Annotated in this window: 16 protein-coding genes and 1 tRNA gene; 8 read left to right on the top strand and 9 right to left on the bottom strand. The window is 51.4% G+C overall.

What is annotated here, in order from left to right:
• From STSP2_RS10660 to STSP2_RS10645, 4 genes are all read right to left on the bottom strand, one after another.
• Positions 1–2799: a hypothetical protein gene (locus tag STSP2_RS10660; protein WP_146662522.1), complete on the bottom strand. Its 2799-nt coding sequence runs from the start codon at positions 2797–2799 to the stop codon at positions 1–3.
• A gap of 119 nt (positions 2800–2918) precedes the next feature.
• Positions 2919–4373, bottom strand: coding sequence for a hypothetical protein (locus STSP2_RS10655; protein WP_205847870.1), 1455 nt, complete (start codon positions 4371–4373; stop codon positions 2919–2921).
• 682 nt (positions 4374–5055) lie between these two features.
• Positions 5056–6792: a DUF3472 domain-containing protein gene (locus STSP2_RS10650; protein ID WP_146662520.1), complete on the bottom strand. Its 1737-nt coding sequence runs from the start codon at positions 6790–6792 to the stop codon at positions 5056–5058.
• Between the two features lie 191 nt (positions 6793–6983).
• Positions 6984–10436 carry an endo-alpha-N-acetylgalactosaminidase family protein gene (locus STSP2_RS10645; RefSeq protein WP_146662518.1) on the bottom strand — a complete coding sequence of 1151 codons (3453 nt, stop codon included), beginning with the start codon at positions 10434–10436 and terminating at the stop codon, positions 6984–6986.
• A gap of 497 nt (positions 10437–10933) precedes the next feature.
• Here STSP2_RS10645 and STSP2_RS10640 point away from each other — a divergent pair.
• Positions 10934–11021: transfer RNA gene (locus STSP2_RS10640), tRNA-Ser, on the top strand.
• A gap of 417 nt (positions 11022–11438) precedes the next feature.
• Positions 11439–11708 (top strand): integrase core domain-containing protein, encoded by a 270-nt coding sequence (locus STSP2_RS18105; protein ID WP_146664048.1) that lies wholly within the window; start codon positions 11439–11441, stop codon positions 11706–11708.
• A gap of 875 nt (positions 11709–12583) precedes the next feature.
• On the opposite strand, the gene STSP2_RS10630 is transcribed toward STSP2_RS18105, so the two are convergent.
• Positions 12584–13795, bottom strand: coding sequence for an ISL3 family transposase (locus tag STSP2_RS10630; protein WP_146662516.1), 1212 nt, complete (start codon positions 13793–13795; stop codon positions 12584–12586).
• Positions 13796–14008: 213 nt separating this feature from the next.
• Between STSP2_RS10630 and STSP2_RS10625 the strand changes: the two genes are divergently transcribed.
• Positions 14009–14998, top strand: coding sequence for a calcium/sodium antiporter (locus STSP2_RS10625; RefSeq protein ID WP_169853143.1), 990 nt, complete (start codon positions 14009–14011; stop codon positions 14996–14998).
• 24 nt (positions 14999–15022) lie between these two features.
• Here STSP2_RS10625 and STSP2_RS10620 read toward each other — a convergent pair whose 3' ends face one another.
• Complete coding sequence (locus tag STSP2_RS10620) at positions 15023–16795, bottom strand: ASKHA domain-containing protein (RefSeq protein ID WP_146662512.1); 1773 nt, start codon at positions 16793–16795, stop codon at positions 15023–15025.
• 164 nt (positions 16796–16959) lie between these two features.
• Between STSP2_RS10620 and STSP2_RS10615 the strand changes: the two genes are divergently transcribed.
• The 4 genes from STSP2_RS10615 to STSP2_RS10600 all read left to right on the top strand — a co-directional run bounded on the left by STSP2_RS10615 (position 16960) and on the right by STSP2_RS10600 (position 19232).
• The gene (locus tag STSP2_RS10615) at positions 16960–17250 is read left to right on the top strand and encodes a hypothetical protein (RefSeq protein WP_146662510.1); all 291 of its coding nucleotides are present in this window, start codon (positions 16960–16962) and stop codon (positions 17248–17250) included.
• 93 nt (positions 17251–17343) lie between these two features.
• Positions 17344–17910, top strand: a complete 567-nt coding sequence (locus STSP2_RS10610; protein ID WP_169853142.1) for an RNA polymerase sigma factor — start codon at positions 17344–17346, stop codon at positions 17908–17910.
• The gene (locus STSP2_RS10605) at positions 17873–18358 is read left to right on the top strand and encodes a hypothetical protein (protein ID WP_146662506.1); all 486 of its coding nucleotides are present in this window, start codon (positions 17873–17875) and stop codon (positions 18356–18358) included. The genes STSP2_RS10610 and STSP2_RS10605 overlap by 38 nt, the downstream gene beginning before the upstream one ends.
• Positions 18359–18362: 4 nt before the next feature.
• Entirely contained in the window at positions 18363–19232 is an 870-nt protein-coding gene (locus STSP2_RS10600) for a hypothetical protein (RefSeq protein WP_169853141.1), read from the top strand.
• A gap of 222 nt (positions 19233–19454) precedes the next feature.
• Here STSP2_RS10600 and STSP2_RS10595 read toward each other — a convergent pair whose 3' ends face one another.
• Positions 19455–20300: a rhomboid family intramembrane serine protease gene (locus STSP2_RS10595; RefSeq protein WP_146662502.1), complete on the bottom strand. Its 846-nt coding sequence runs from the start codon at positions 20298–20300 to the stop codon at positions 19455–19457.
• A gap of 86 nt (positions 20301–20386) precedes the next feature.
• Between STSP2_RS10595 and bioF the strand changes: the two genes are divergently transcribed.
• Positions 20387–21562 carry an 8-amino-7-oxononanoate synthase gene (gene bioF, locus STSP2_RS10590; protein ID WP_146662500.1) on the top strand — a complete coding sequence of 392 codons (1176 nt, stop codon included), beginning with the start codon at positions 20387–20389 and terminating at the stop codon, positions 21560–21562.
• Positions 21563–21575: 13 nt separating this feature from the next.
• On the opposite strand, the gene STSP2_RS10585 is transcribed toward bioF, so the two are convergent.
• Together STSP2_RS10585 and STSP2_RS17335 are read right to left on the bottom strand one after the other, a co-directional pair.
• The gene (locus tag STSP2_RS10585) at positions 21576–24599 is read right to left on the bottom strand and encodes a glycoside hydrolase domain-containing protein (protein WP_205847869.1); all 3024 of its coding nucleotides are present in this window, start codon (positions 24597–24599) and stop codon (positions 21576–21578) included.
• A gap of 27 nt (positions 24600–24626) precedes the next feature.
• Positions 24627–24776, bottom strand: a complete 150-nt coding sequence (locus tag STSP2_RS17335) for a hypothetical protein (protein ID WP_169853139.1) — start codon at positions 24774–24776, stop codon at positions 24627–24629.
• Between the last annotated feature and the right edge of the window lie 25 nt (positions 24777–24801).

Here is a 24801-nt window from a genome sequence, read left to right as displayed (position 1 = left end):
TCATTCTACAAGGTACCACATCATCTGCCCGGCACCTACGGACACCGGCAGCTCCATGTCATACTGCCGATCGATCCTGTAGCGTTTCGTCTTGCCGAACCTGCTTGTCACCTCTGCCGATCTGTCCAGACCCGTATAATACATCGGAATCGTAATCGTCTTCTCAATCATATCATCGGTGGGATTAAACACCGCGATCATGGCTTTTTTGTCCAGCCGGTGATTTACGCTCATCATGCAGTCCAGATCCCGCCCGTCCGCACGCCGGACATGGATGATGTCCGAATCCAGAAGCTCGCGATACTGCTTGTAAAAGCTCACCCATCGCTTGACCGCGTCTTTAGTCTCGTCAGTGTCGTAAAGTCTTGGCCCGCGATAACAGGCCTGCACGCCGGTGGTGAAAAGATTGGCCATGTGAGCCTCGTACGCGTCGAGATGCTCGCTCAGGGGTTCGATAGTCGCAGCCGCCCCGCCGCCGTGATACTGTGTCAGTGGCACGAACATCCAGCCCATGCTGGGCGTCTTGGTCCATGTGCCGTCGTAGATATTTTGTCTGGCGTGTATGATCTGCTGTTCACGCGGGAGCGACCAGTTGACTTCACGATAGCCCATGCCGGTCCTGTTTGAACCCGTCAGAAAGTAATAGTCGGGTACATTGAGATATATGCCGCGGCCCCGGCACCACTTATAGAAGTCCGAAATTTTCTTCCACTGTTTCCACTGCGAATCGCCCAGTCCTTCATGCCCCGGATGGTCCTTCGACGCGCATACATCGCCCGGATATGACCCGTCGTGCTCCAAAAGATCAAATCCTGTCTCCTCATAAAACTGGTACAGCTTACGAAAATAATCCTGTCCCCACTCGCTCTCCAGGCAGGGAGAATTTCCGAATGTTGCAAAGCCGCCGGGCTTACCTGTCTCAGGATTCACTACATCGTGCTCATCGCTGATACGCCTACTGGCCAGAAGCGAATATCCGCCCAGCTCGATCCCTTTGCTGTGGGCATAGTCTGCCATCTTCTTCATCTTCGCTAGATACTCCTCGCTCTCATTCTCGATATTGAAACCGCTGCCGAAGGTCAGTATGACCATCTCGAATCCGACTTCAGCGCACTGGTCAACCGCTCGCTTTACAGAATCCCAGTCAGCGAAACGCACATGCATCATGATGGGATTCTCGGTAATCCATGGCGCTACGGTTCGATACATCCGTCTGACCTGCAGGCCTTTCCGTTCGCGCTGCCGGCTATCATGAACAAGTTCAAATGTTCGCGGACTAACAAATTCCTCACCCGCTCCGATCAGCACATCAGGTCCGATCCTTGGCTCTACCTTTAACAGGCAAGGCGTTTTCAGCCCGTAGGAAACCTGCGTCTTGTACTGCGGGTCCTCCACCCAATGCACCATTTCGTTCGCACTCTTTGCGTCCATACCGTGAAACTCGTACTCGCTTTCGACGTGAATATTCGGATGCATCCACGCACCGCCGCGATCGCCGACCACGGACTCGGGTTCAACCGCCGCCAGCACCTCGCTTGTAAACGAATTGAGCCGAACGTATCGGTCAGCACCGTTGGTAACTGTTATCCACTTAGACAACAAGGGCAGACCATCGTAAAGCTCATAGTGAACAGAAACTTTCACGTCTGTCAAAGTTTTTAACTGTTCAAACTCATCTCCCAGCTTATCCGCATTGAACTGACCATAAGCAGCAAAATCATCCACGTGCAGCCGAACCCAATCACCTGCCTGTCCGTAATCGTTGCCTCCACCGCGAGCATCCATTTTGCCAATTCGAACCGCCCTGGGCTCAGCATTTGAACTGCCTGAAACAACCGATCCAACGCTGAACCACTTATCAGCGTCCTCACTGGCTTCGCAATGAACCTTACCACCATCAAGCCGCATCCGCAGGTAATAGGCCTGCCCCGGCTTGGCCCGGCCTGCAAATTGTTCGCTGCCGTTATGAGTGATGCCGAACTGCTTTTTGCCCGGCCTAATATTGAATTTAACAATGTGTTCATCCCAGACAATCGCCATGCCCGGTCCCCAGGTAGCGCTGTCATCGGTGCCGGGGTCAATAAAGCATACTACCAGCCTGGTGCCTTTTGGCAGGTCTTTCTCAGCGTAAAGGGCCGTATTTGCAGGCGTGTATATCTCGCCGACCTTCCCCTCGTTGGAGAAAGAAGAACGCTCCTGTGAAGCCGCGTGCACCGACCAGGAGTTATCGAGCAGATCAAACTCATCACTAAACAGCAGCTCACGCCCAACTGAACTGCCCAGCAGCTTACTATTTCGATTCATAAGAGAGGCTTTGTCTATCTCGAAATCCAGCCGCAGACTCACGCCCGGTGCGGGCCACTGCTTGTTCGTGCAGTATCTGGTGACCTTCCAGTCGAAAGGTTTTTTCGTTTCGCCGATCTCAAAGTTGACAAATTGAAACGCCTTCGGATCGGCCTGCATTTGCTGGATCCATTCGTCCGTGAGGTACGCATGATTGGGCTGCCCGATCAGCCCACCTACATCAAATTCTATCCCATCCAGCACTATGACAGCCTCGGGCCTTACTGCCCGCAGAATCGACTCTGTCGTCATCAAGTTGTCGAATGCCACCGTCGCACAGTTCGGAGCAAGCTTGAACCGCCGCTCGATCAGGCCGTTCCCGAGCACGATCTCATCATCACCATCCTGCCAAACGCTGGCTTTCTGTGGCACATCATTGATCATCCAGTCTGTTTCCACCTGGGCAACTTCTGTCCGACGGATAAGTGACACTTCCTCGCCATTTTCGTCGCCCAAAAGCAAACCGGAGAAAACACTGCAAACAAATAAACAAAACAAAGCATAAGACCTCAAGGCCGGCAAAAGTTGCATATTACGACCCTTTCGTGAACGAATTTGATTAGCTGATCAGTAGGCTAATTATACATGAACTGGGCCGTAGCCTTACAGTCTCCATCTGTCTTCAGCCTCACCCAATGCGCGCTGAACGCATCAGGAAATTCATGGTGGACATACCCTCCGGGCTCGAGGTTGAACGTTTCATATTCCTTCCACATGCCGTCGCCCAGAAAGTCCACTTCAACAGTGATTGTCATCGGATCCTCACTTTCGACAGCAAGATGCAGTACCTTTTTGTCGAAACCCGTCATCAGGAACGGATCACTGGTCTCGCCCGCCTCAATCTCAGTCTTACGCCAAACAGCACCCCAGCCGGTCGGCTTGCCCATCTGCCAGAGATCATCTATGTTGCCGAAATAAAGACCCGACTGAGGCTGACCGACGTTATGCTCTGTCTGATCGCTGCCCATAACGAAAAAACCCCGCCAACTGCAGAAATCAGGGATCAGCCGCAGATGCGAACATATCGGCTTGACGCCCCAGACACTGTTATCATAGACAATTGCCGGCATCTCGTAAAAAATGCCGAATACGTCCATCAAATAGCGTTCGGTCTGCGCTTCACGGATACGCATCCACTCTGTATTCCAACCGTGATCATATGTGTGATTACCTTTGGGAAGTCGGTATCTTTTCCATTTGCCATTAGACAACACCCGCATGATGACCGACCGTTCATCCCAGCCGGTTGCGAACAAGGCGCCGCCATATTTGCCGCGTCTGGTCTGCCCGCTTACTTCGACGAATGGGTTTTTCTCCAGTATCTTCCACTCACCCTCGCCATCCCACTCGGCAAGCCGGCCGGCATGGCGTTTGCCCATGTGTTCGCCCTCACCGTAGCTGTTGTTCGCTACGACGAGCTTGCCCTGAGCACTCCACATGCCCTTCCAGTGCGGCCAGATACCCTCGACATATAGCTTTTTAGTCAAGTCACCCAGTTGCTTCACTTCCAGTGTGTTAACGTTGACCTCAAAAAGCAACCCCTCCATGGTCAGGAAATAGACCATAGCCTGAGGCTTTTCGAGGTGATAGCAAGTTGCAGTCAGCCTGTGCTTTGAAAGCTGCTCGATCGTCCTTACTTTGCCTTTTTCATCGATCAGATGCGGGCCGATTATTGCCTGTTTGCTCTCCCAGTGGATGAAACGATTCGCAAACGTTCCCGTCACCGAGGCAGGATGCCGCCGCCATGACATATCCTCTTTGAGCTCGAAAAGGCCGAGATTCTCGCCGCGGATGTGGGCAACATAGCCTATCACCCAAAGACGATCCGCCCACGGGATCATCGCACCGACGCCTGCCTCGCTGTCACTGCCAGCCCCAGGCGCCATTACTGTGATGTGCGGAAACACGCCATTCATGCCATCCCCATTCTTCCACTCGTAGAGTTCAGCATCCTCGCGAGCCTCCGCCGCTGCAAAACTTACGCCTGAAAATATCAAAAGACCTACCATCATCATTGTTTTTTTCTTCATGCTTCACACTCCTGCGTCAAAGACCCCCACACTACCATGTTACCGGTACCTACTATAACCAGATCAGCGTCAATGCTCAAATCAAAAATTATAAGGGCAAATTTTCATATCATCGCGCACCGACTGCCAGTTTGCTGTATAGTATAATTAGAAGGCTGGGCACCCATCTTAAGGTAATAATAAACAAACAGATGAGCAGGAATGTGATAGTGATAGCAATAGACTATCACGACCAAAACCCAGCCTTTCATTCTGCGCAGATCGAATCTTCAAGGCAGCCCCTACACACGTATCGGGCCGCACCCTGAAAGGCGCTAATTTGAAGGGAATCCTGGCCAAATTATTCGCACATGTCCAGCTATGAAGTATAATATAATCAGAAGGCTCGGCACCCATCTGAAGGTGATTGAAAAGCCGACAGATGCGTAGAATTGTGGTTGCAATTGACACACCACAATTACTTCCGAGCCTTTTGTTTTGCGCATCCCTTCAGGCTATAGGGGTCTTTACTCTATTCATGATTTATTTATGCACCTGGTCAATTCATTGTCGCAGAGCCGTCACATGCAGCGTACAATACTATGAATGAAAGGTTCGGCTACCATCGAGAGCTGAGGCCTGAGATGCGTAGAGATGTGCTTGAAACTTCACTCACATCCTCAACCGAACCTTTTTTCTTTTGTCATTTGGCCTGACTGCTTTTCTGAGTGAAAAACCGGCCCCGATCGTTCTCAAGCAGTAGCCTCACCCACAGATCGCTATCGGCCGAGATGTCCGAAATAACCACCTTATTCAAGCCCTCGTTCGCATCATCGGCAATCACTTTTGAATTCTGCCAGCGATCAGTGAGCGTCAGACAATCTTTGTCTCCCCAATAAGCCGTTACTTGACCGCCATACCCGCGAATACCGAAACCCAGAACCAGCTTATCTGCTTCAATTTCAGCTTTCAAAATCTCAATCTCACAAGGCATGCTCTGGATCGTCATAACATCCTCCCGATCCATGTATGGCACCTCACTCAATTCAGTTGGATCCGGGTGTTCGATAAAATTTTTATTGGGTTTACCTTTATAGCGTTTCCACCCACCCGTCTGCAAATAGAACCAGCCGTTCTCATTAACCCCGCGTTTAGTGTGGGTCAAGCCGGTGCTGCGATTGATATTGCCGTTGCGCATTCTGTCAAGCGGATACCACTTACCATCCGCATTCATCACCCAACCGCGGTAACGCATGCGCCTTTGATAAGGTCCTGTCCGCTGTCTTTGGGCCGGGCCGGGAACTTCAATAAATGATCCGACCCACAGCGACTTATCCGCTGGATCCGTATTATTTTTGTTGTACTTGTTGCCCGCACCGAACAGCTTCCAGACCTTCTCATCCGACGCATGGAAATAACTGTAGTAGGTGTCATAAGTTTCACCGGGCTCGAGACGCAGCGCGATGGCCTGACGCTGAGTCTGGCGTCCTTCCAGTGGAGCCCAGCCGCGCACCTTGACGCCGGTCCCTTCGTGCCCGAAACCGCCGAATCTTGCCTTCGGACTGCCTACCGCCAGCAGATGGGAAAGCTGATCAACCGGGGGCTCCTTTTTGCCGCGGCCGTAAGACCATAGCGAAAAATTAAAACCCGATCCTACCTTGCCGTTCGCCTGCCACGTAGGCCCGTAGTAGCCGAAAGGTGTAGTTACAGGTGAATAAAAGCCGTGCTCACCAAGCATTGCATCCATTTCCATAACCCACGCACGTACAGGACCTTCTACCTTAGAAGAAGAGAATTTGGTATGAGCCGCCGAAGGTCGCCATCGCAGGCGAACCACGCCGCCTTTTTCTGCGGAACTGCCGTTTAGTTCGATCCAGTGCACTTTGGATTTGCCTGTTCCGGACTTCAGACATTCGAGCTTCAGTTTGTAAAAGCCATTCTTTTTAACACTGAACCGGCCCCACCCCGCAGGTGTCGGTTGCCCGTTCTGACCCGATTTACTTGCGAACACTTCACGCTGACCATCCAGGTGAATCACAAATACCGCATCATTGTCGCCGCTTGTGTTTACATAGGCATTCAGCTTTCCTGTATTTTCAAGCCATATGCCCCACTCAGCAATATCTCCTTTATTCCAGCCGGTAATGAACCCGAATGATTTGCCCTGGTTCAGACGGTCCTGCTTTATTATTTCAAGTCCTTCGCCACCGCACATGAGCCTGCCTTCAGCAAAGAAACCGTTATTAGGTGTAAGAAACAATTGATCCTGCCCGTCTCGGGTCCTCTGCACCTGGTAATAAGCCTGTTCCTCATCAGGCACTGAGACAAGCTCAATATCCTGGCCGATCTGGCCGTAATCAGGCTTCAATTCCCCCGCCGGCCCTGCAAAACAGGCACCGAACCCCGATAAGATTACCACTGCAGCCAGGCAGATACGCATGCTTTCCCCTTCAAAAAATAATAAATATCTTCCTTTTAGAACACCCACACAATGAAACTGCGCCTTACAAGGAGTTTTTGCGGTTAAATTGCTTTGAGCACTTAAATACACAGGTCCAATATTAAGAAAAAGGCTTCCGGACCTGAATGTTCCGGAAGCCTTATCATTACACTTAATTCAAATGGACGTCATTATTCCACCTTCTCAACAAGAACATTGTCGATTACGAGGATTCCATTTTCCCGGCTGTTCTTTCGAACCCCGATGTACCAATCCGACCCTGTACCTGTCTCAAAGACAAACGACTCGGCTGTGGGCTCCCAGGCGCCGTTGGTAAGGTCCTGTTCAACCATGCCGTCGTCATCACTTCCGCTGGCGGCGATAAAAGTATACCGATCAGTTGTGTCAGACAGATAATCAAAACTGACACGATACTCCGTATTGGACTGCAGTTTGAGCGTTGCAGGAACAGTACGGTAGATTATGCCTTCGTGACGTTCATGTCGCGTCTTCAGTGAAAATTCACCCTCGATCGTATCGTTTGTATACGGCAGGTTCGTCTCGGACAGATGCGTGTTCATCGGCCCTTTCCAGCCGTACATGAACGGGCCCCAGCCCTCGTCGACATTCTCAAAATCTTCGTAAAGAACAACATTCTCCGCATCTTCAGGAGGCGTGCTTCTGCCGGACTTCACTACCCGGACATCGTCGAAGAATACGGCCGAATCGCTCTTACCTTCAGCCGCCGAAATGACGATCTCGGCTGAATCGACGCCCTCGGGCACATCGAACAGCACCTTCATGCGGTGCCAGTTACTCATGTACTTGCTCGACTGGTCGGTAAAGTTAGTCAGATCGGTACTGTCGATCGTCCTGGTCACTGTCGCGATCTTAGGCTTACCGCCGTCTTTCGTCGCTGTCGCAGGTTCACCGATCACATCCAGCTCAGCCACTGACGCCCACGGGCCGCCGCGATGTTCTGACAGAGCGATTAGCTTGAAGTACTTAGCCTTCACGGGCTCATCAAACATAACCTTCGCCTCATTGCCGTCATACTCAAACGTGTCCTTCTCGATCACAGTGTTCCAGTCTTCGCCATTTGTGCTGGCCTGCACACTGTAGTCCGTGATCACTCCGTTATGCATGTCCGTCCGTGCGGTCTGAACGAAGCCGTCGAGCATAAGCGTCTTGCCGAAATCGATCGTAATATGATGCGGGTGCTTTGGTGTAGTCTTGCCGTAAGCGGTATGCCATATACTGCCAACGCTGCCGTCGATCGCTGCCTTGCCGCTGCCTGAGGAAGTGGAAACCGTCCACATTTCCTTATTGATCGCGGGCAGTTCCAATGTCGGCTCGTAATCCTTGACCATTATTGTCGCAGGCTGTTCGCCCTTGACCGAAAACCATACCGAAGCGGCATATGTCTCGCCGGCCTCTAAGCCGTGAATATCCTGACTGATCTTGCCGCCCTTCGAACTCATAATAAGCTCAGTCTGCCCGAACTTGTTATTCTGGAACTTCACATCCGCGGAATCCTCGGCCTTTTCCCAGTAGTCAAAAGAATGGCTGTCGAATCCGGGATCAGCAACAAGACCACCTTCGCCCCATTCCATCTGAGGCAGCGGGCCTGCGATATCTCTGTAAAGCACATAAGGCGTCCCGGCCTTTATGCCGGTCAGTTTCACATTATTGCTAATGACAGGCACTTCCTTCTCGAATACCCGACCCAGGTCGGTCAGCCTATACAGGTACGCGCTGTCCACATCGCTCCAGCTCTGCGGAACGGTCCAATCGCTCTCACCACCCTTGTCGTTCCAGTGGTAGATCTTCTCTTCGGTCATCGGGTCCCAAGGAATGAAAACGAGATTATCCACGGGCCGCGATTTCGGCTTTTCATATCTGCACGAGCCGATAAACTGCCCATCAGCACCGTAAATCTTTGAGACTTCGCCTTCGACCTCGGTTTTCGCACCGCTGTCAAACAGAGCCGAATCATCGGTTTGCTTGATCAGCTCGAAATGCTGCAGATACTTCGTCGGCAGATTGACAGTAAAGGCGGACTTGATCGTCTGAAGCATATCCCGTTCCGCGTGCCAACCCATGAACCCGTCGCAGTTAGTGCCGCGCAAAAGCGGATCGTGCCGGAATGTGTCCTTTTCTGAATAATATATGAATCGAGCGATCTCGCTCCTGTCGCCCTTGCCCCAGATTGCCTGGGTCCAGTCATTCGCAACGTGGTCCCAGATGACCGCACGTTCCATCACGCCGGGAAACTCGGTAAACTGCAAAATGCCCAGGTCGTTCGTCTTAGTATGCATCCGCCAGCCTGGCCAGCCGCGTCCGTAGAATACGTCGAGATAGACAAAATCGAGCCAGGGCAGATCGGCACGCATTTCTTCCAGTCGCGGATAAAGCGTACCAAATGCAGAATCATAAATATAATCCGTATGATATGACTCATCCAGCCAGCTCCAGCCTATACTGCCTTCGTTTGCAATGTCCCAATTGAAGTTTTTCGCTTCTCTATGGTATTCAGTGGCATTGATATGCACACCCGAAAGCACGTCGAAGTCGTGGCCGCGACGCATGACGAAATTGAGATCATCTCTGCCGCCCTGCCTGCGTCCGACATTTCCGCCATAGTCCGGATGCGAGCTGTCATGCCCTTCCGACTGATAGCCCTTGAACTGAATATGCTGGCCCATGCCGTCCGTGTACAGCCAGACCTTCTTGGCGTTGTCAAGCACCCTCAGGAACGGATTAGTCGCCTGGCTGCCGAAATTCATCGCGATATGCCCGATCACATGGTCCTTGAGCGTACCGGCCCCATAAGCCTTTGGCGTGTTTCGGCGATACGCTATCGCACCATCCTGCCAGGTCACCTCGCCGTCGTCGTTGTTGTCGGTCGCAACGATCAGCTTCACCTTCGGCGGCACGGTCGTCATGAATGAGACCTGCCTCCACTGCCATTCGCCCGGAGCGACAGAGATCGTTTTGTTCTCACCTTCACCCGCAAAGTTGACGATCATGCGAAGGTCCTCTTCCATCACGTTGGTGTAAATACCCGCGCATACATCGCCGTCACTCACGAACGCATAGGAAGTCCCCTTGCCCCCGTCCGGAGCCGATGACCTGAGCTGATCCGCGCTCAGTTGGGAAACCTTGCCGAACACGTCGCGGTCCTCGGGCTTTTCTGATGCATACGATGCCTTGGGGAAATTCGCCAGAGCGGCAGTGCTGTCCCCTTCGCCGCGAGCAAGCACCAGCCCCGGCATCTCGATCCGCTTGACCATGAAATCGCTCGTCTCGATAATATCCGTTATCGTAAACGAAATCGCCTCAGGCGACGTCTCAACCTCCATGATCAGCTTTACGCCGATGTCGGCAAAATCCATCACATACTCAGCCGAATCGTCGCCGGTCACACCAAACTCAACCGCCGGCTTGAATGTCTCTTTGTTAAGCAAAACTGTATTAGCTGTGCTTCCGCCCAGATCGACAGTTTCACCCTTGAAAGAATAGGACTCTATGCCTGGAAATCCAGTATCCAGATTCACCTCGAGGTCATTGGACGAAATAGTTCCCGCCGATGCAGAAAATGAAAAAACCGCCAATAACACTACAGACCAAAACCGTGCCATCATATTAACTCTCCACAATATCACTTACACTCTTTATTGCAACGTCCCCTGGACGCACATCTTTATGCTGAATACCACAGATAAACCTAACCGCTACACCGCTGAAACAAACACGCAGTGACCAAAACGCTTTGTCTCAGTTAAAGGCCAGTCACACATGCTTTTTAGCCATTGTAATTGCTAATTTTGTCTCTTTCAAGCCTGATTTCAACTAAGTTGGTCGTTTACTTCTCGTCATTCCACCTGACATTGATCACCTTGCTCACCGGGCTTTCCAGGTAGCTGGACGCTAAGCAGTGGTGATTTTTGATGAAATAAAGAGTTCCCGGTAATTTTGGTTGCCTTGAAACTCTTGCCGTGATATAAAACCCCTCATATTGATCTCTTCCACCAAAATGCAGCACTGAGATAAGCAGCAACAGCGAAAGAACAATTGCAAGTCGAAAAATGCAAAGGCTTACATATACTGCACTTAGAGAAATCTCTAAGGCGAAGATCATGGAGAGGTGTCCGAGTGGCTTAAGGAGCAGCCTTGGAAAGGCTGTGTAGGGCATGTCCCTACCGCGGGTTCGAATCCCGCCCTCTCCGTTCATAACATCAAAACATACCCTTCCAATACAACTATCTGTAAATTATCGACTTATTGCCAAAGGGATTTGAACACGCGGCAACGCGAAGCGTTGCTACGCGGGTTTGACACCAGCCGGGGCCGCGCAAGCGAATCCCGCCCTCTCCGTTCAACCTATCAAAACCTGCCCTCTGTACCAAAACAAACACCATCATATGCATGCGCTAATATATCCTATAATAATTTATCCCTTTCGCTAAGAAAGGCTTATACACACTTGGCCTATTTCTCGTCTTCTGTTTCTTCTCTCTGTTTCAGCCAGTCGTGTACCCAAGGGCCACGGCGTTGACAGGTGGGTGTTAGTTGCTGGGCTTCGCAGCAATATGCGTTGGCTGACCATGACACCTTAATTTTAGCAAGATTTAAAGCGTTTAAGACTGCCCGAACGCAGTCTCGACCTGAACGCCTATGCGGAAAGATTCGTCAGGTCAGTAAAATCAGAATGCCTTGATCATCTGATTCTGTCGTCCGTCGAACAGCTCGAGTACGTGCTCGATGAGTACAGCAACTATTATCACCACGAACGCATTCACCAATCGCTGGGCAGGGTCATCGAAGCAAAGCACCAGCTTGACGAAACGGCCGAAATCCAGTGCATCGAACGCCTTGGCGGACTGCTGAAATCCTACCACCGCCTGGCTGCGTAGCAGGAAATTCCGTTGATAAAACCTAACCTGCCCTATGAGATTCACGAAACACATGCGCCTACGTAGCCGCATTCACAACATCCAGCAGCTCATAAACGACCAAGTCCCCCTGCCAAAACTGTCAAATACAGACGTAATTTCCATTCTTAATTTGCGTAAGAGCAAGGCCTTAAGCTCAGATGAATACTTGCACCGCACGCGTGCCTTCTCCATAGCCGCTCACCACAAAGGCTCTTTAACAATGCAGCGCTATGGCGATTTGTCACCTGCCCCTACCGGCCGATGACGGAGGGCCAAAATCCTCCATCACCTGTGGAGCATGACACGTTCAGTTTCTACATTCGACACCTCCCGCGTCTTCGTGACGCACATACTTGCACCGCACGGCATTACCATTTTAATTGGCGAAAAGATTCTTTCTTTATGCATCTGACTTGATTGTCAACGAATAAGACACAGCACTCACCATTGTGATTTTCAAAACTTGCGATTCCCTCTTGCCCAGACCTATTCCACCCACCTTCACACTCAAATAGAAGGACTGTCTCTGCTCCCGATGACGGCTTGGCATCTGGATTTACCGCATAATCAGATAGTCCTTCGGTGGCAGCTGGACATTTGAAGTAATCTTTGAAACTCTGGGTGTAGCGGGCTGGATGCTTTTTAGCGAACTCAAGTAGCTCATCGCACCATTTATCCGGCAATGGGTAATGACCATTTGTTCTTAGATAATCATGTATTGCATTGCCTAAGTTTCTGAGTTTGACTCGACAAAGCCCTTGATTATAATAAGGCCGGTAATGTGATAAGTAATAAATCGGATAAATAGAAAATAGCAATGCGAGAACTATCTGTACGGCTTTATTTTTGGTTCATCACGGAATACCGGGGAATGCTGCTCTTATTCTCAGGAAGAAATATTCATCGTCTCGATAGCCGTATGCCTGTCGCTTGATGGTTTTGATCTTGTTATTGATCCCCTCCAGCAGTGACGTATGCAGCGGCCATCTGCTGTGTGCGATGATTCCGGCGGCGTATTTGCTCAGCCTTTTGGCAAACTTCATCAGCGGCTCAATCCCGCTTTGCATGGCTCGATCGAGCCACTGACCCCAGCACGATTCGGCGGTCTTGCGATCGCTCAGATTCCACAGCAGCTTGAGATCGTCCTTCATCACATAGGTCGTCATCAGCGATTCGTTGGCTGCCAGCAGCTCATCCAGGCGAACCAGATCCTCAGGCTTTTCGATGTTCTCACGATTTCGAAGCAGCAGCCATCGCGAGCCCTTGATCACCCTGCGGGCGGGCTTGTCGTCTCGCAGCCGATTGGCCTGATCGACCCTGACCCGATCGATCACTTCACGCCCATACTTCGCTACGACATGGAACAGGTCGTAGACGATTTCAGCCTGCGGACAATGCAGTTTAACTTCCTGTTCGAAGCTGGCGTTCATATCCATCGCTACTGCTTTGATGTCTTTGCAGCGGTCGCCGAGCATTTCGAAGAATGGCCTGATAGAGGCTCTCGAACGCCCTCGGCCCACCCAGAGCACTTTCTTGCAGGTCGGATCGATGATAACCGTTGCATATCTGTGGCCCTTTTGAATGGCGAATTCATCCATCGCCAGCAGCTCCACATTTGACAGGTCGACAGGGCCGAGCTTCTTCTTGAGATGCCGCTTGTGGATGTCCTTGACGGTCGACCAGGACAGCGAAAAATACTCGGCCACATGCTTTATGCTCATCACATCACACAGCCTGGCGACCGATTCGACCAGCCGGGTAGTGTGGCGGCTGTAACGGTCCAGCCAGGAGATTCGTTCAAGCTTCGGCCCGCATCTGGGGCACAGCAGACGCCTTCGGTGAACGAGCAGGTGGGTAGTCTTGTCGAAGACCGGCAGATCGCGGATCCAACGCTGGACGGTCTCGTGAACGCTGCTGCATTCCTGGCCGCAGCCGTCACAGGTTCCGAATCCATTTTCCGGGATCAATTCGACCCAGAATTCACGGCCTTTCTTAGCAGGCCCAACAGTTCCAACACGATATCCTTCCCATTGGCCGAGTTTTTTGATAAGATGTTGTCCAGTCAACGGCAGTCTCCTTTGAGCTAATAGTCGGGTAACTAAAAGCTACAAAGTACTGCCGTTGATGTCTATTTCCCCGATATTCCGTGATGAACCTTTTTTTATGGACCAGTGAGTTGCGGGCGTTATTTGAAAGCAAAACGCTTGCTGTGATGCGGTTTTATGTTAACATTGCCGCTCAATTGGTTATTTATTCGGGATACTGGCTTGAATGTTGAAATGAACCTGTTTCTGGCTTTGCTGAGTTTGGCAGGCGGTATTGCTGTGCTGATCAAGGGGGCTGATGTGCTGGTTGAGGGCGCTGTCGGCATCGCGGATAAGTTCGGCGTCAGTCCGCTGGTCGTAGGCCTGACGATAGTTGCGATGGGTACATCTGCGCCGGAGGTCGCTACCAGCATTGCGGCCGCTTTGGAGGGCAAGGGCGACGCGGCGCTGGGTAATGTATATGGCTCGAACATAGCCAATCTTGCCCTGGTGGGCGGTGTGTGTTCTATCATAAGGCCTATTTCGGTTCGCCTTATTATGCTTCGGCGTGAGCTGCCGGTGATGATCCTGGTCGCCCTGCTGCTTTGGCCGTTTCTTGGGTTGAACTCGTATCTTGGACGTATCGAGAGCATCGCCCTGCTGATTCTTTTCGCAAGCCTTATAACATTAACTATCCGAGCGGAACGCAAGGCAGGTAAGAATCGGCCGGACACGGTGGCCGCGATGGCGTCGGAAGTCGAGGAGATCAAATCGCATGGCGTGAAGAGTTTGCGTTTTTATGTGATCATGGTCGTGATCGGATTGGTCGCTCTGGCTGTTGGTGCACGTCTTTCTTTATTGGGAGCCGTTTTTCTGGGAGAAAAAGCGGGCCTGAGCGATTTTGTGATCGGCTGTACGATACTTGCAATAGGTACGTCTTTGCCCGAGCTTATTACGAGTCTGGTTGCGGCTTTCAAGGGGCACGATGATCTGTCCATAGGCAACCTGGTGGGGTCCAATATATTCAATACACTGCTGGTGGTCGGATGCGCGGGTGTGATCAGCCCGTTCGAGGTCAGCGAACGGCTGGCTGGGACAGATTACTGGATCATGATCGCGGTTAGTATTGTTTTCCTGTTGTTTGCGGGTGTTGGGCGCAAGATCAGCCGTAAGGACGGCATTGTGCTGGCTTCGATCTACGTCGGCTATATGGTTTACCTGCTGGTCTTTACGCGGGATGTTTAGCGGCTGCTTTTGCGGTCTCGACGGTTAAAACATCAGCGCTTCGGCGAAAAGCATCTGGAACTCCATTTCCATTGCCAACTCCACGTACTCGATCTTTTCACATGTCTGGCTGGCAGTTTTTCTGGCTGAGCATGATATCAGCGCCATCTGTGCTCCGGAGCTTGCTGCGTTGCCGACGAAGTGAACCTTGTGCAGATCCACAGGGGGCAGCAGGCCAATACCAAGGGCGCTTTCCTTGCGTATGTAGTTGCCAAAGGCCCCGGCGACAAGTACCTGCTCTACATCCGCGATGCCAATGCCGGCTTTTTTGAGCAGCATCTCGATGCCCGCTCGTATGGCTGCTTTGGCAAGTTGGGTTTCCCGGATGTCCTTCTGATTTAGATACACTTCTCCCTGCCCGTCATCCCAGGCAAGTATGAAGCATTTCTGGCCGTCTCGTTCGGTTATCCGCTCAGCAATTTTTTTGGGGAGCTGGTCGATCTCATCCTGCGACTTCATCGCCCCGGTCGAATCGATGATCCCCAGTTCAGTCATGACCGCCAAAGCGTCAATGAGACCGCTGCCGCATATGGACCTCGGGACCGTTCCGCTGATGACATCCACATCGATATCGTCTTCGTTAATGACGACAGCTTCGATGGCTCCCTCAACCGCGCGGCTTCCTTTGCTGATCTTCGCGCCTTCCAGGGCCGGTCCGGCCGCACAGCTAGCGGCAAACATCTTGTCGGAGCTGCCCAGGATCAGCTCGCCATTTGTTCCTATGTCGATCACTAGGGTCATTTCGCTGGTTTTGTCCATCCCCACCGCAAGCGCCACCGCGGTCGTATCAGCACCGACAAAGCCCGAGATGCACTGGATTGCGTACAGGTGTGCGGCTGAATTTGCCTTTATGCCCAGTTCCGCTGCGCGTATTTCCTGCGGTTCGGTCGAATGTGCCCTGTAGGGCGCCTGGCCCAACTGTTCGACTGGGAGACCGAGCAGAAGATGGTGCATCGGGGTGTTTCCAGCGACGGTTATCTCGTAAATCTGCTCAGGTTCAATGTCGGCATTGTCACACAGCCTGGCGATGAGGGAATTGAAGCAGTCAACCACTTTCTTCTGGAGCTGGTTCCGGCCGTCCGGCTTTGAAGCATACTCGATACGTGAAACGACATCTGCACCGTAAGTTTCCTGTGGGTTCGCGTCCGCCGCGACACCAGCAGTCTCTCCGGTAAGCATATCAAAAAGTGTGGCTACTATGCTTGTGGTCCCAAGGTCAACAGCCACGCCAAAAAGCTTATTCGAGGTATCGCCCTGTTCGAAAGTGTACCAGTCGTGTGCTTTTTCGTCCCCTTCCGTGCATTTACGCCCCACAAGAGTTATCCCGTTCTTGGTGCGGGCAACGTAACTGTTTATCTGATCGAGCAACTCGGTCGTAAGAGTATTTCGCCCGCCTATTTTTTGGTCCAGATAAGACTTGAGATCATATTGAGCGCGACCGTTTTCCGCAAAGATCTTCAGGACCGGACTTTCGATTTCAATCGCATTCCTGATGCCGTCGGTGAGAATACCCTTTTCATAAAAGCGGGATGCTTTGGGGACCTCGACTGTCATATCCGAATTTACAGCATGTTGGCAGGCAAGGGCCTTGTCTCTTTCTGGGCCTATCATAACTTCACATTTGCCGCATGTGCCCGCCCCGCCGCACGGCGTATCGAGGATAATGCCGGCGTGACTGGCTGCTTCGAGCAGGGTTGCACCGGCGTGAATTCTAACGCTTTTACCTGAGGGAACGAACTTTATCGTGTAGTGCTTCATAATATTCCGGTATGAGCCTCTTTTTGTGTGCCGACACCATTTGAGCCATCTATCTCTGGATACACATGGGCCGATATTGAATTAAAGTTTAACATTTGCGTCACGGCTTTGTATAATAGAAGGTGTAGCGTAAAATGCAAGATTTTGTTATTTCACGGTGATGTATGATCCAGTGTAAAGACTGCGAACTATGCGAAATCGGCGAGGACGGCCGGCGCACGTTCAAATGCAATCCGTTCTCAAACGTTAAAGAGCCCGAGTGTCTCCAGAAATGGCAGATACTGAAGCTGGATATGCTGCTGGCAGGTTACAGATCAATGCTCGGTTTCCAGCAGAAAATGGCTCCAATGCAGGACAGGATCATGAAATATGTCCAGCGAGAGCTCGACGACATTGACGAATCAGAAAGCTGGAAATTCGATGATGAAGACGAAAGTGACTACGATCTGTTCTAATTTGCGGCGTTTATCCCACATTTTTTGTGCCACCTCCCCTCTATCTGCAATATCCCCCCTTTTGCAAGCGTCTATTGACTTGGAATGAGTAAAATGGACCACAGCAAGGTTGACGCCATTATCCAGGGCTGTAAACGCGGAAACAAAGATGATTTTTCGCGTCTGGTCGATATTTACGCCGGTCCGTGCTATGGTTATTTTTACAGGCTCACAGGCGACAAAAGTTTGAGCGACGATCTGCTCAGTGAGCTGTTTGTAAAGTTGATAGATCGAATACAGAGCTATAATGGGGGCTCTTTTAAAAGTTGGCTGTTTACTATCGCAAGCAATCTCTGGCGGGACCATCTGAGATCGCAGTATCGGAGAAAACGCCTTGCCGAGGAGAAATCGCTCTATGTCAGCGAATTCGGGCATGGCGATACAGAAAAAGTCGAACTGCATGATGAGTTGCAGGTCGCACTGAAGCAGCTTGACCCGGATACCGCAGAGATCATTGTGCTGAGATACTATTCGGAAATGTCTTTTAAAGAGCTCAGCAAAGCACGTAAGGAGCCGATAGGAACAACTCTGGCGAAGGTGCACCGGGGCCTGAAAAAGCTCAAACAAATCATGGGTGAGCCAAATGAAAACGAACAACGAAAATCTGAAAACCTTGCTTAATCGCTTTTACGATGATGCGTCAGCGTCGCAGATCGAGCGGGAGATAGCTGATGGCGATGAGCTTATGAGCAGGTTTACGTCTCCACATCCATCCGGACAGGCAGTCAATAATGTAAAGGATCTGCTTGGTGCTGAACTCTCCGGTCGACGGAAAAGACGATATGCGTTTAGAGTTGCCGGCTCAGTTGCTGCGGTCTTGCTCATAGCAATCAGCATCTTGTTTACTACAGATACACTTAATACCCGTGTGGAACCGGAACAGAGTTCGTCGGTATATGCATTCGACAGTAAATCGCTTGACGAAAGTGAGCTGTATGCGGAGTTCGAGGAGATCGAGGAAAGCTTTGTGCAGGTCCGTACCGGCGGCTGGGATGCATCTGAAAGCGATGACCTGGACGAGCTCGAAAGTGAATTCGACGAAATAGCAGGAAATTTCTGGAAAGGATAAGAGGATGTCAAATAGTCACAAATTATCTCTGATTATATTTGCTGTGGTTACGCTTACGTTACCCGCGTGGGGTGAAGACGGTCCGCGTGTGGACAGACCTGAACGTGACTGGCGGGCCGGTGAACGAGGTCCGGGCGACATGGAAAGCCGCATCGATCAATGGCTGGAACGCCTTGGTGAGTCTCAGCCTGAGCGGGCTCGCGAACTTCGCAGACTCAGAGAGTCAAATCCTGACCAGTTCATGGCTGAGATGAGAGATGAGTTCGGCAGGCAGAGAGAAGGTTTGGGCCGAGGTCAGGGACCGGAAAGAGATATGCGCGGAAGAGGACGTGGGCCTGGAGACGAGGAGCGGGGCCGAGGCTTCCGTGAACGCGCAAGGTGGCATTTCGAGCGCGACCAGGAAAGATATTTCGAATGGCTCGATGAGAATTATCCGGCAGAAGCGGAAAGGCTTAGAAACCTGCGGGAAAAGTCTCCGGATGATTATTTCGAAGAGTATCGCAAGAGCAGAAAAGAGTATGGCGGCATCATGGATATGGAGCGGAGGAATCCTGAGCTTGCTGAGGTGCTGATGGAAGATATCAAACTGCAGCAGGAACGTGACGCCCTTCTTAAAAATCTGAAAACGGCTGGGGAAGAAGAAAAGGAGCAGATCAACGCGGAGCTGCGCGATATAGTTGAACGCAGGTTTGATCTTATACTGCAGAAGAAAGAATTACGATATAAGGAGCTGCTCGAACGGCTTGAGAGGCTCAAGAATGCCGTGGAGAAACAGAAAGCACAGCTTGAAGAGCTGAATGAGCAGAAACAGAAGAACATTGAAAAACGGATGAAGGAATTGCTAGGACAGACCGAGTCACTTGACTGGGACTAGAAGCGGTTTCTAAACTCAGATTTGCCTTTCGGCGGCCCTTTTTCCGTTCGGCTGCGTTGTGCAAAACCGTCAATAGAATAGCTATTGCCGGTTTTACACGCCTTGCCGACACGAAAAAATTGCTCGCCGGCAAGCCAAAAGCAGTTTTGAAACAGCTTCTAAAAATTCTCATACTTAACGGATTTTAAAGGCGGACGGCTCCCGAGGGACTGTCCGCCTTTTTTATCGCATATTCTGCTTTTGCTCTCTGTCGGTAGCCTGCTTCAAAATCTTCTTTTCCTTACGGCTAAGGCTCTTGATGCCATGTTTGTGGACCTTTGCGAGTATGTGGTCCACGTCTTTTTGAAATCGGCGTTCCTGCTGAATCTTTTCGGTCCATTTGCCGTGCTGCTTCTTAATTCTGGCCTTGTTCTGTAACGGTTTCCAGTATACCCAGACTGCCCCGGTAGCAAGGCCGGCAAGGTGTGCGACCTGTCCGCCGGCATTGTCGCCGCTCTGGAAGCTGGCGATTGACGCAAAAAGGATGATAAGGCCCAGGACCCACATCGGGACCGGGAATATGCCGTAGATGTAGACTCGGACCCGGGGATAAAGTATTGCTACTGCGGCAATTATGCCGTAGACAGAGCCGCTGGCGCCTAGAAGGAATCCCGGCTGTATTACATTAGCGAAAACCATGAGGGGATATACAATGCCGCCCACAGCGCCGCAGGTCAGGTAGAAACGCAGGAAATGCTTAGATCCCCAGGTGCGTTCGAGCATGGTTCCAAAGAAGTAAAGACCGAGCATGTTGAACAGCACGTGCAAAAAGCCGCCGTGCAGGAACTGATAACTTATGTATCGCCAAACAAGCAGTGACTCCCACCAGGGAGATGCCCAGACTGCGAATAGCCGTACGAACAAGTTTGCGATCGGCGGAATCATGAACATTGCAAGGAAAACGCCCAGATTGATCATCAGGAGCCATTTTACAATGGGGGTTAATGAAGGCATGGCAAGTCGCATACCACCCCCGCCTCCGCCGCCGGAGTACATGTTTTTTGTGTAGTCTCTGTCGTAGATACCCATAATTAGCCCAAAAACTATATCTTAATGCCAGGTTGTTGTATATAATATCGCCCAATCAGCCGAGCTGTTCAATCTAAAATTCTACCATGGAACGATTCGAATATCTACAAAATCAACTCAAAGACCTGCGATTGCGTTCGCGTTTTCGTCAGTTGAGGCCGTTGGTCAACAGCGCTGCGGCGGTCGCACAGATCGCAGAGACCGGGCAGCGAGTGGTCAATTTCTCGAGTAATAATTATCTATCTATAGCAGATCACGACAAGATAAAAAAGGAAGTTCAGCAGGCAGTATCGGATTTTGGGTACGGCAGCGGGGGATCGCGGCTGATCTGCGGTACGAGCCCGACACATGTTGGGATCGAGAGAGAATTCGCGGATTTTCTTGGTTTCGAAGCTGCACTGCTTTTTTCATCGGGCTGGGCGGCTAATCAGGCGGTGCTGAAGACTATCCCGCAAAAGGGTGATCTGGTTCTTTTGGACAAACTCGACCATGCTTCGATTATAGACGGCTGTCTGGCGGGCGAGGCGGATTTTCGAACTTACCGCAAGAACAGACTCGACCGTCTGGAAAAGCTTCTGACCGAGTCGAACCATCAGAGGAAGTTTATCGTGACCGAATCGGTCTTCTCAATGGACGGTGAGCTCGCGCCTCTGGAGGAACTGATCAGGCTCAGAGACAGGTATAATGCGTATTTGATCGTGGATGAGGCTCATTCCATAGGATGTCTGGGCCGGTGCGGTGCGGGACTTGCCGAGCAGACCGGCGTTTTGGACAAGATCGATATTCTGATTTCGCCGCTGGGTAAGGCGTTTGCGGCGAGTGGTGCGATAGTCGCGGGCTCACGGCCGGTAGTTGATTATCTCGTAAATGGTGCAAGGTCGTTCATATACAGCACAGCCTGCTCACCGGTCAACTGTGCAGCGATATTGGCCGCTCTTGAGGTCGTCAGGACAGAGCCGCAACGCAGGCAAAGTCTATGCGAGCTTGCTTCGTATGCTCGCAGCGAGCTGCAAAAAACTGGATTTGAGATCGGCCGGAGCGAAACGTACATTATTCCCGTCATCCTCGGTCGGGACGAAACGGCACTTAAAGCGGCAGCGAAGCTGTTGGAGGACGGTTATTTTGTTGTAGCTATCCGCCCGCCTACTGTGCCGCCCGGTTCTGCAAGGCTCAGGATATCGCTTCAGGCCGACCATACGAAGGCCCAGATTGACGGTCTGATCGAATCACTCGTCGCTTTCAGGACCGATAACCATCTCTGAAAAGTCCAACTATTTACTCGCGTATGCCGAGCAGCCAGCCTTTGCCAGCGGGAACCGTAATTGCCTCATCAGGGCGGAAGACCTTCTGGGGCTGGAATCCCTCGATGGTTTTCGCATAAAGTTTGGACCTGTCTTTGTCCAGTCCCAGTTCATCCCAGTCGATCTGAAGCTGGACTTTGACATCTTCGTCCGCCCAGCTAGCCAGTGCGATCATCGTTTCGCCTTCCTTGACAAACGCACTTACTGCAACATCCGGCCTGGAAGTCCGTACCGGGCAGTTGTCGGACCAGTAGCCGAGCATCCGTGAATCCTGAATGCCAAACTCATCCCAGACTTTCCAAAGGCGTTTAGGATATTCGTTCCTTGGTGCCCGTGCGGTCATGCCGTAGATCATGCCCCGCCATGGATTGCCGCCATCCTGCAGCATCTCACCGGTCAATCCAAACGGTATTCCAGAGACTTCCACCAGCCAGTAGTCGGGGCCGAGGTCGTATTCAAAATACTCGCCGAACCACAGGCGGTCGATATATGGGAAATGTTCGAGGTACAGGTTTGCGCTGTTTGCGAAACCGTCGCGGGGATTGAACTGATTCGCTGAATGCAGGTCGATCATAGGATCGGGGCGATTTCGCTCGAGTATTTTTCTTAGCCGTTTCATCACGGTACGGTCAAACGCCAGATCGTCGATATAAATGCCGTCGATGCCCACGTTTTTTGTCAGCCAGTTGAGCCCTTCAAGATAGTAATTGTGCCAACGTGATGTGCCGCTGTTGACCACTGACGCGTCCCGGTATCTGTCTACATACCAGCCTGCGATGTAATCCTCACGCAAATGCTCCTGCAGCCAACTGTAGCCGCCGCCAGGACCGGATGAGAATATCTCGTCGCCTAAACTTCGAAGCGCAAACAGTTCGGCGGCGCGATTGGCCAGTTCTCTGACGGTGTAATAAATCTTGACACGCATGTCTCGCTTATGGGCCTGATCGATATAGTCCTTCATCTGCTCGGGACGAATGAACGGATAATTGATGTATGGGTTTATGGGCGTGGCGTGGTGAATGTTGACGGTGTTTGCGCCTACTTCGGCGATCTGGTCGATGGGTTTGTATGAATGGTAGAATCGCGTGTTCCATACCGATCTCATGTCGATCGGTTTGAAAGGCGTGATCAGCAAATTGAAGTTATAGTAAAGTTTTTCGCCCGGCTGGATCGTCCGAGGCCCGCTGTAAGCTGTCACGGTTATTCCGCCGTCGTCATCGCGTCTCAGTTCGCAACCGCCCTTGCCGTCGTTGTCCCAGCTTTTGGGCATGAGCAGAGGATTCAATTGATAGAAATTGGTGTTCAACGGCCTGCGATAGTTTTCATCCCTGAGCGAAAACTGAAGCCCCGCATTGACGCCGCCGATCCAGGCTCCGTCCTGATTCTTTTCGACCGCCCACTTCCAACTGTACTCATCCGGTGCAAAGCCGCCCTTTCGACCCAGGCCCATCATATACTTGCTCGCTGTGGGCGACATGGGGATTTGCAGTCTTATGTCTTTTAGACTTACCGTCTCGCTGCTGGATATCTCGAGGCTGTATCCGACGAAGCCGTCGAATTCGGCGACAGCATTGCAAATGACCTCCAGAGGGCCTGCAGAGCTCGCAGCCGTCCATTTAACGGTTCCAGGGCCAACTTTATCTATCGTGATATCAGAGCTTTCGAGCTGCATAATATTGGCGTCCTGGTTTTCCAGGACCAGTTTGAGCGGCTTATCGAGCACTTTGGTCGCTTCAGTCGATATGCCAGTGACCTCTGGTGTGAAGTGACTGTCTATCGAAGCGAGTAAGCCGTCATCCGCGATCGTCATCTTGCGGCCCAGGATACTGACTGTTCTGCCGTCAACTGAAACTGGCTTGTAAGGTTCGAATATTTCGTCGTCCAACGCTATTCTGCTGTTAAGCCATCTCAGTCTGGACTGCAGCCATGGTTCGTCGTCGCCGGCATTCGGCGCGGTCTCGGAAGAAACCTCCAGCTCAAGTTCCATGCTTTGTGATTCTCCGCCAGCCTTTACCGTAATGTCACTGTTATATGTTCCAGCCTCGATGTCCTTGGGTATCTGAACACCGATCCACAGGGGCTGAATGTCCCCTTTTTCAACTGAAATATTCTTAGCAAATCTGCTGCCGTCCCAACTGATGCCGCCTGTGTTGAAACTGCTGAATGCAGTTGCGGGGACAGCTTTTTCGTTTGTCGGATCCATCAATCCGCTGAACTCAACCTGCACCCTATCGACAGATTTACGTGCCGCAAAAAGTCCTATCTGAAAAACGTAAAACTCCCCCTTGCGGGCGTTGCCCTGGAAGATGTTGGAAGGGCCTGGTTCGATCCACTTCAACGGCAGATCGTGCTTCATTCTGATGGGATTGAGCCTGCTTTCAGGAAACAGGAGGAAGTCTTTTTGGAGGTTCTGCGAAATCAGTTCTTCGGTCTCAGCGGTAGTGGCGATCATCTCCATGGGAACGAAATCGCTGAATTCGTTGATGGATTCGATCCGAATCACTTCGGCTTTTGGGCTCTGTTCAAACAGTTTATTTAACTGGTCCTGGTCAAGTGCTGCATCCTTGAGCCAGTCCCCATGACTGCCATAATCGGGCTCGTTGTACTCTACCTTAGGATAGTATGTTCCGGTCAGTTCGTAGGGCATGTAGTAGAAAAAATACCTGCCTTCGCCGGAGCGAGGCTGAAACAGGAATTTGCCGGCTTCCCGGTTGACGCTGACCGCGAGTACATTGTCGATCGCCTTGCCGGTCCGTTCATCGATGACGATGATGCCCTTGTTTTCCGGCTCGGTGTCCGGACGACGCCATTCGATCCTTACTGCCGCGATCTCGGCAGCTTTATCAACAGTGACAACAGCCCGATGATTGCCCAATGCCTCGGGGTCCCACTTTTCTTCTAGTGTGTCATACAGCTTGTTTGCCGCCGAAAGATTTGCTGAACACAAAACAATACTCCAAATTACTGCTAGAATGAATGCTGACAGGCCCTTCGCCATGATAGCTCCTTTGCCAAGAAAAGTCCGTTAACGGCAATCAAGCTGTGCAGGAAGGATCATCTGCAGGTATTTGTTCAAGGTGTCGCCGAAAAAATCCGGCTTGCTCCGCCATTTCCTGCCGCCACGCCGATCGCAGTATATCAGGAAAAACTCAATCTGACAAACCCTTTCATTCATCCAGAAACTCTTTGGGTTCAGACGG

The sequence above is a fragment of the Anaerohalosphaera lusitana genome (genome assembly GCF_002007645.1).
GTDB lineage: Bacteria > Planctomycetota > Phycisphaerae > Sedimentisphaerales > Anaerohalosphaeraceae > Anaerohalosphaera > Anaerohalosphaera lusitana.
Note: the sequence above shows the minus strand (reverse complement) of the source record. Positions and strands in the feature narration are given on the sequence as shown.

Coding starts and splice junctions, on each gene's coding strand:
- STSP2_RS10585 (WP_205847869.1), bottom strand. CDS start 24,599: ATGGCGAAGGGCCTGTCAGCATTCATTCTAGCAGTAATTTGGAGTATT.
- STSP2_RS10625 (WP_169853143.1), top strand. CDS start 14,009: ATGAACCTGTTTCTGGCTTTGCTGAGTTTGGCAGGCGGTATTGCTGTG.
- STSP2_RS10600 (WP_169853141.1), top strand. CDS start 18,363: ATGTCAAATAGTCACAAATTATCTCTGATTATATTTGCTGTGGTTACG.
- STSP2_RS10655 (WP_205847870.1), bottom strand. CDS start 4,373: ATGAAGAAAAAAACAATGATGATGGTAGGTCTTTTGATATTTTCAGGC.
- STSP2_RS10595 (WP_146662502.1), bottom strand. CDS start 20,300: ATGGGTATCTACGACAGAGACTACACAAAAAACATGTACTCCGGCGGC.
- STSP2_RS10605 (WP_146662506.1), top strand. CDS start 17,873: ATGAAAACGAACAACGAAAATCTGAAAACCTTGCTTAATCGCTTTTAC.
- STSP2_RS10610 (WP_169853142.1), top strand. CDS start 17,344: ATGGACCACAGCAAGGTTGACGCCATTATCCAGGGCTGTAAACGCGGA.
- STSP2_RS10615 (WP_146662510.1), top strand. CDS start 16,960: ATGATCCAGTGTAAAGACTGCGAACTATGCGAAATCGGCGAGGACGGC.
- STSP2_RS10620 (WP_146662512.1), bottom strand. CDS start 16,795: ATGAAGCACTACACGATAAAGTTCGTTCCCTCAGGTAAAAGCGTTAGA.
- STSP2_RS10650 (WP_146662520.1), bottom strand. CDS start 6,792: ATGCGTATCTGCCTGGCTGCAGTGGTAATCTTATCGGGGTTCGGTGCC.
- STSP2_RS17335 (WP_169853139.1), bottom strand. CDS start 24,776: ATGAATGAAAGGGTTTGTCAGATTGAGTTTTTCCTGATATACTGCGAT.
- STSP2_RS10645 (WP_146662518.1), bottom strand. CDS start 10,436: ATGATGGCACGGTTTTGGTCTGTAGTGTTATTGGCGGTTTTTTCATTT.
- bioF (WP_146662500.1), top strand. CDS start 20,387: ATGGAACGATTCGAATATCTACAAAATCAACTCAAAGACCTGCGATTG.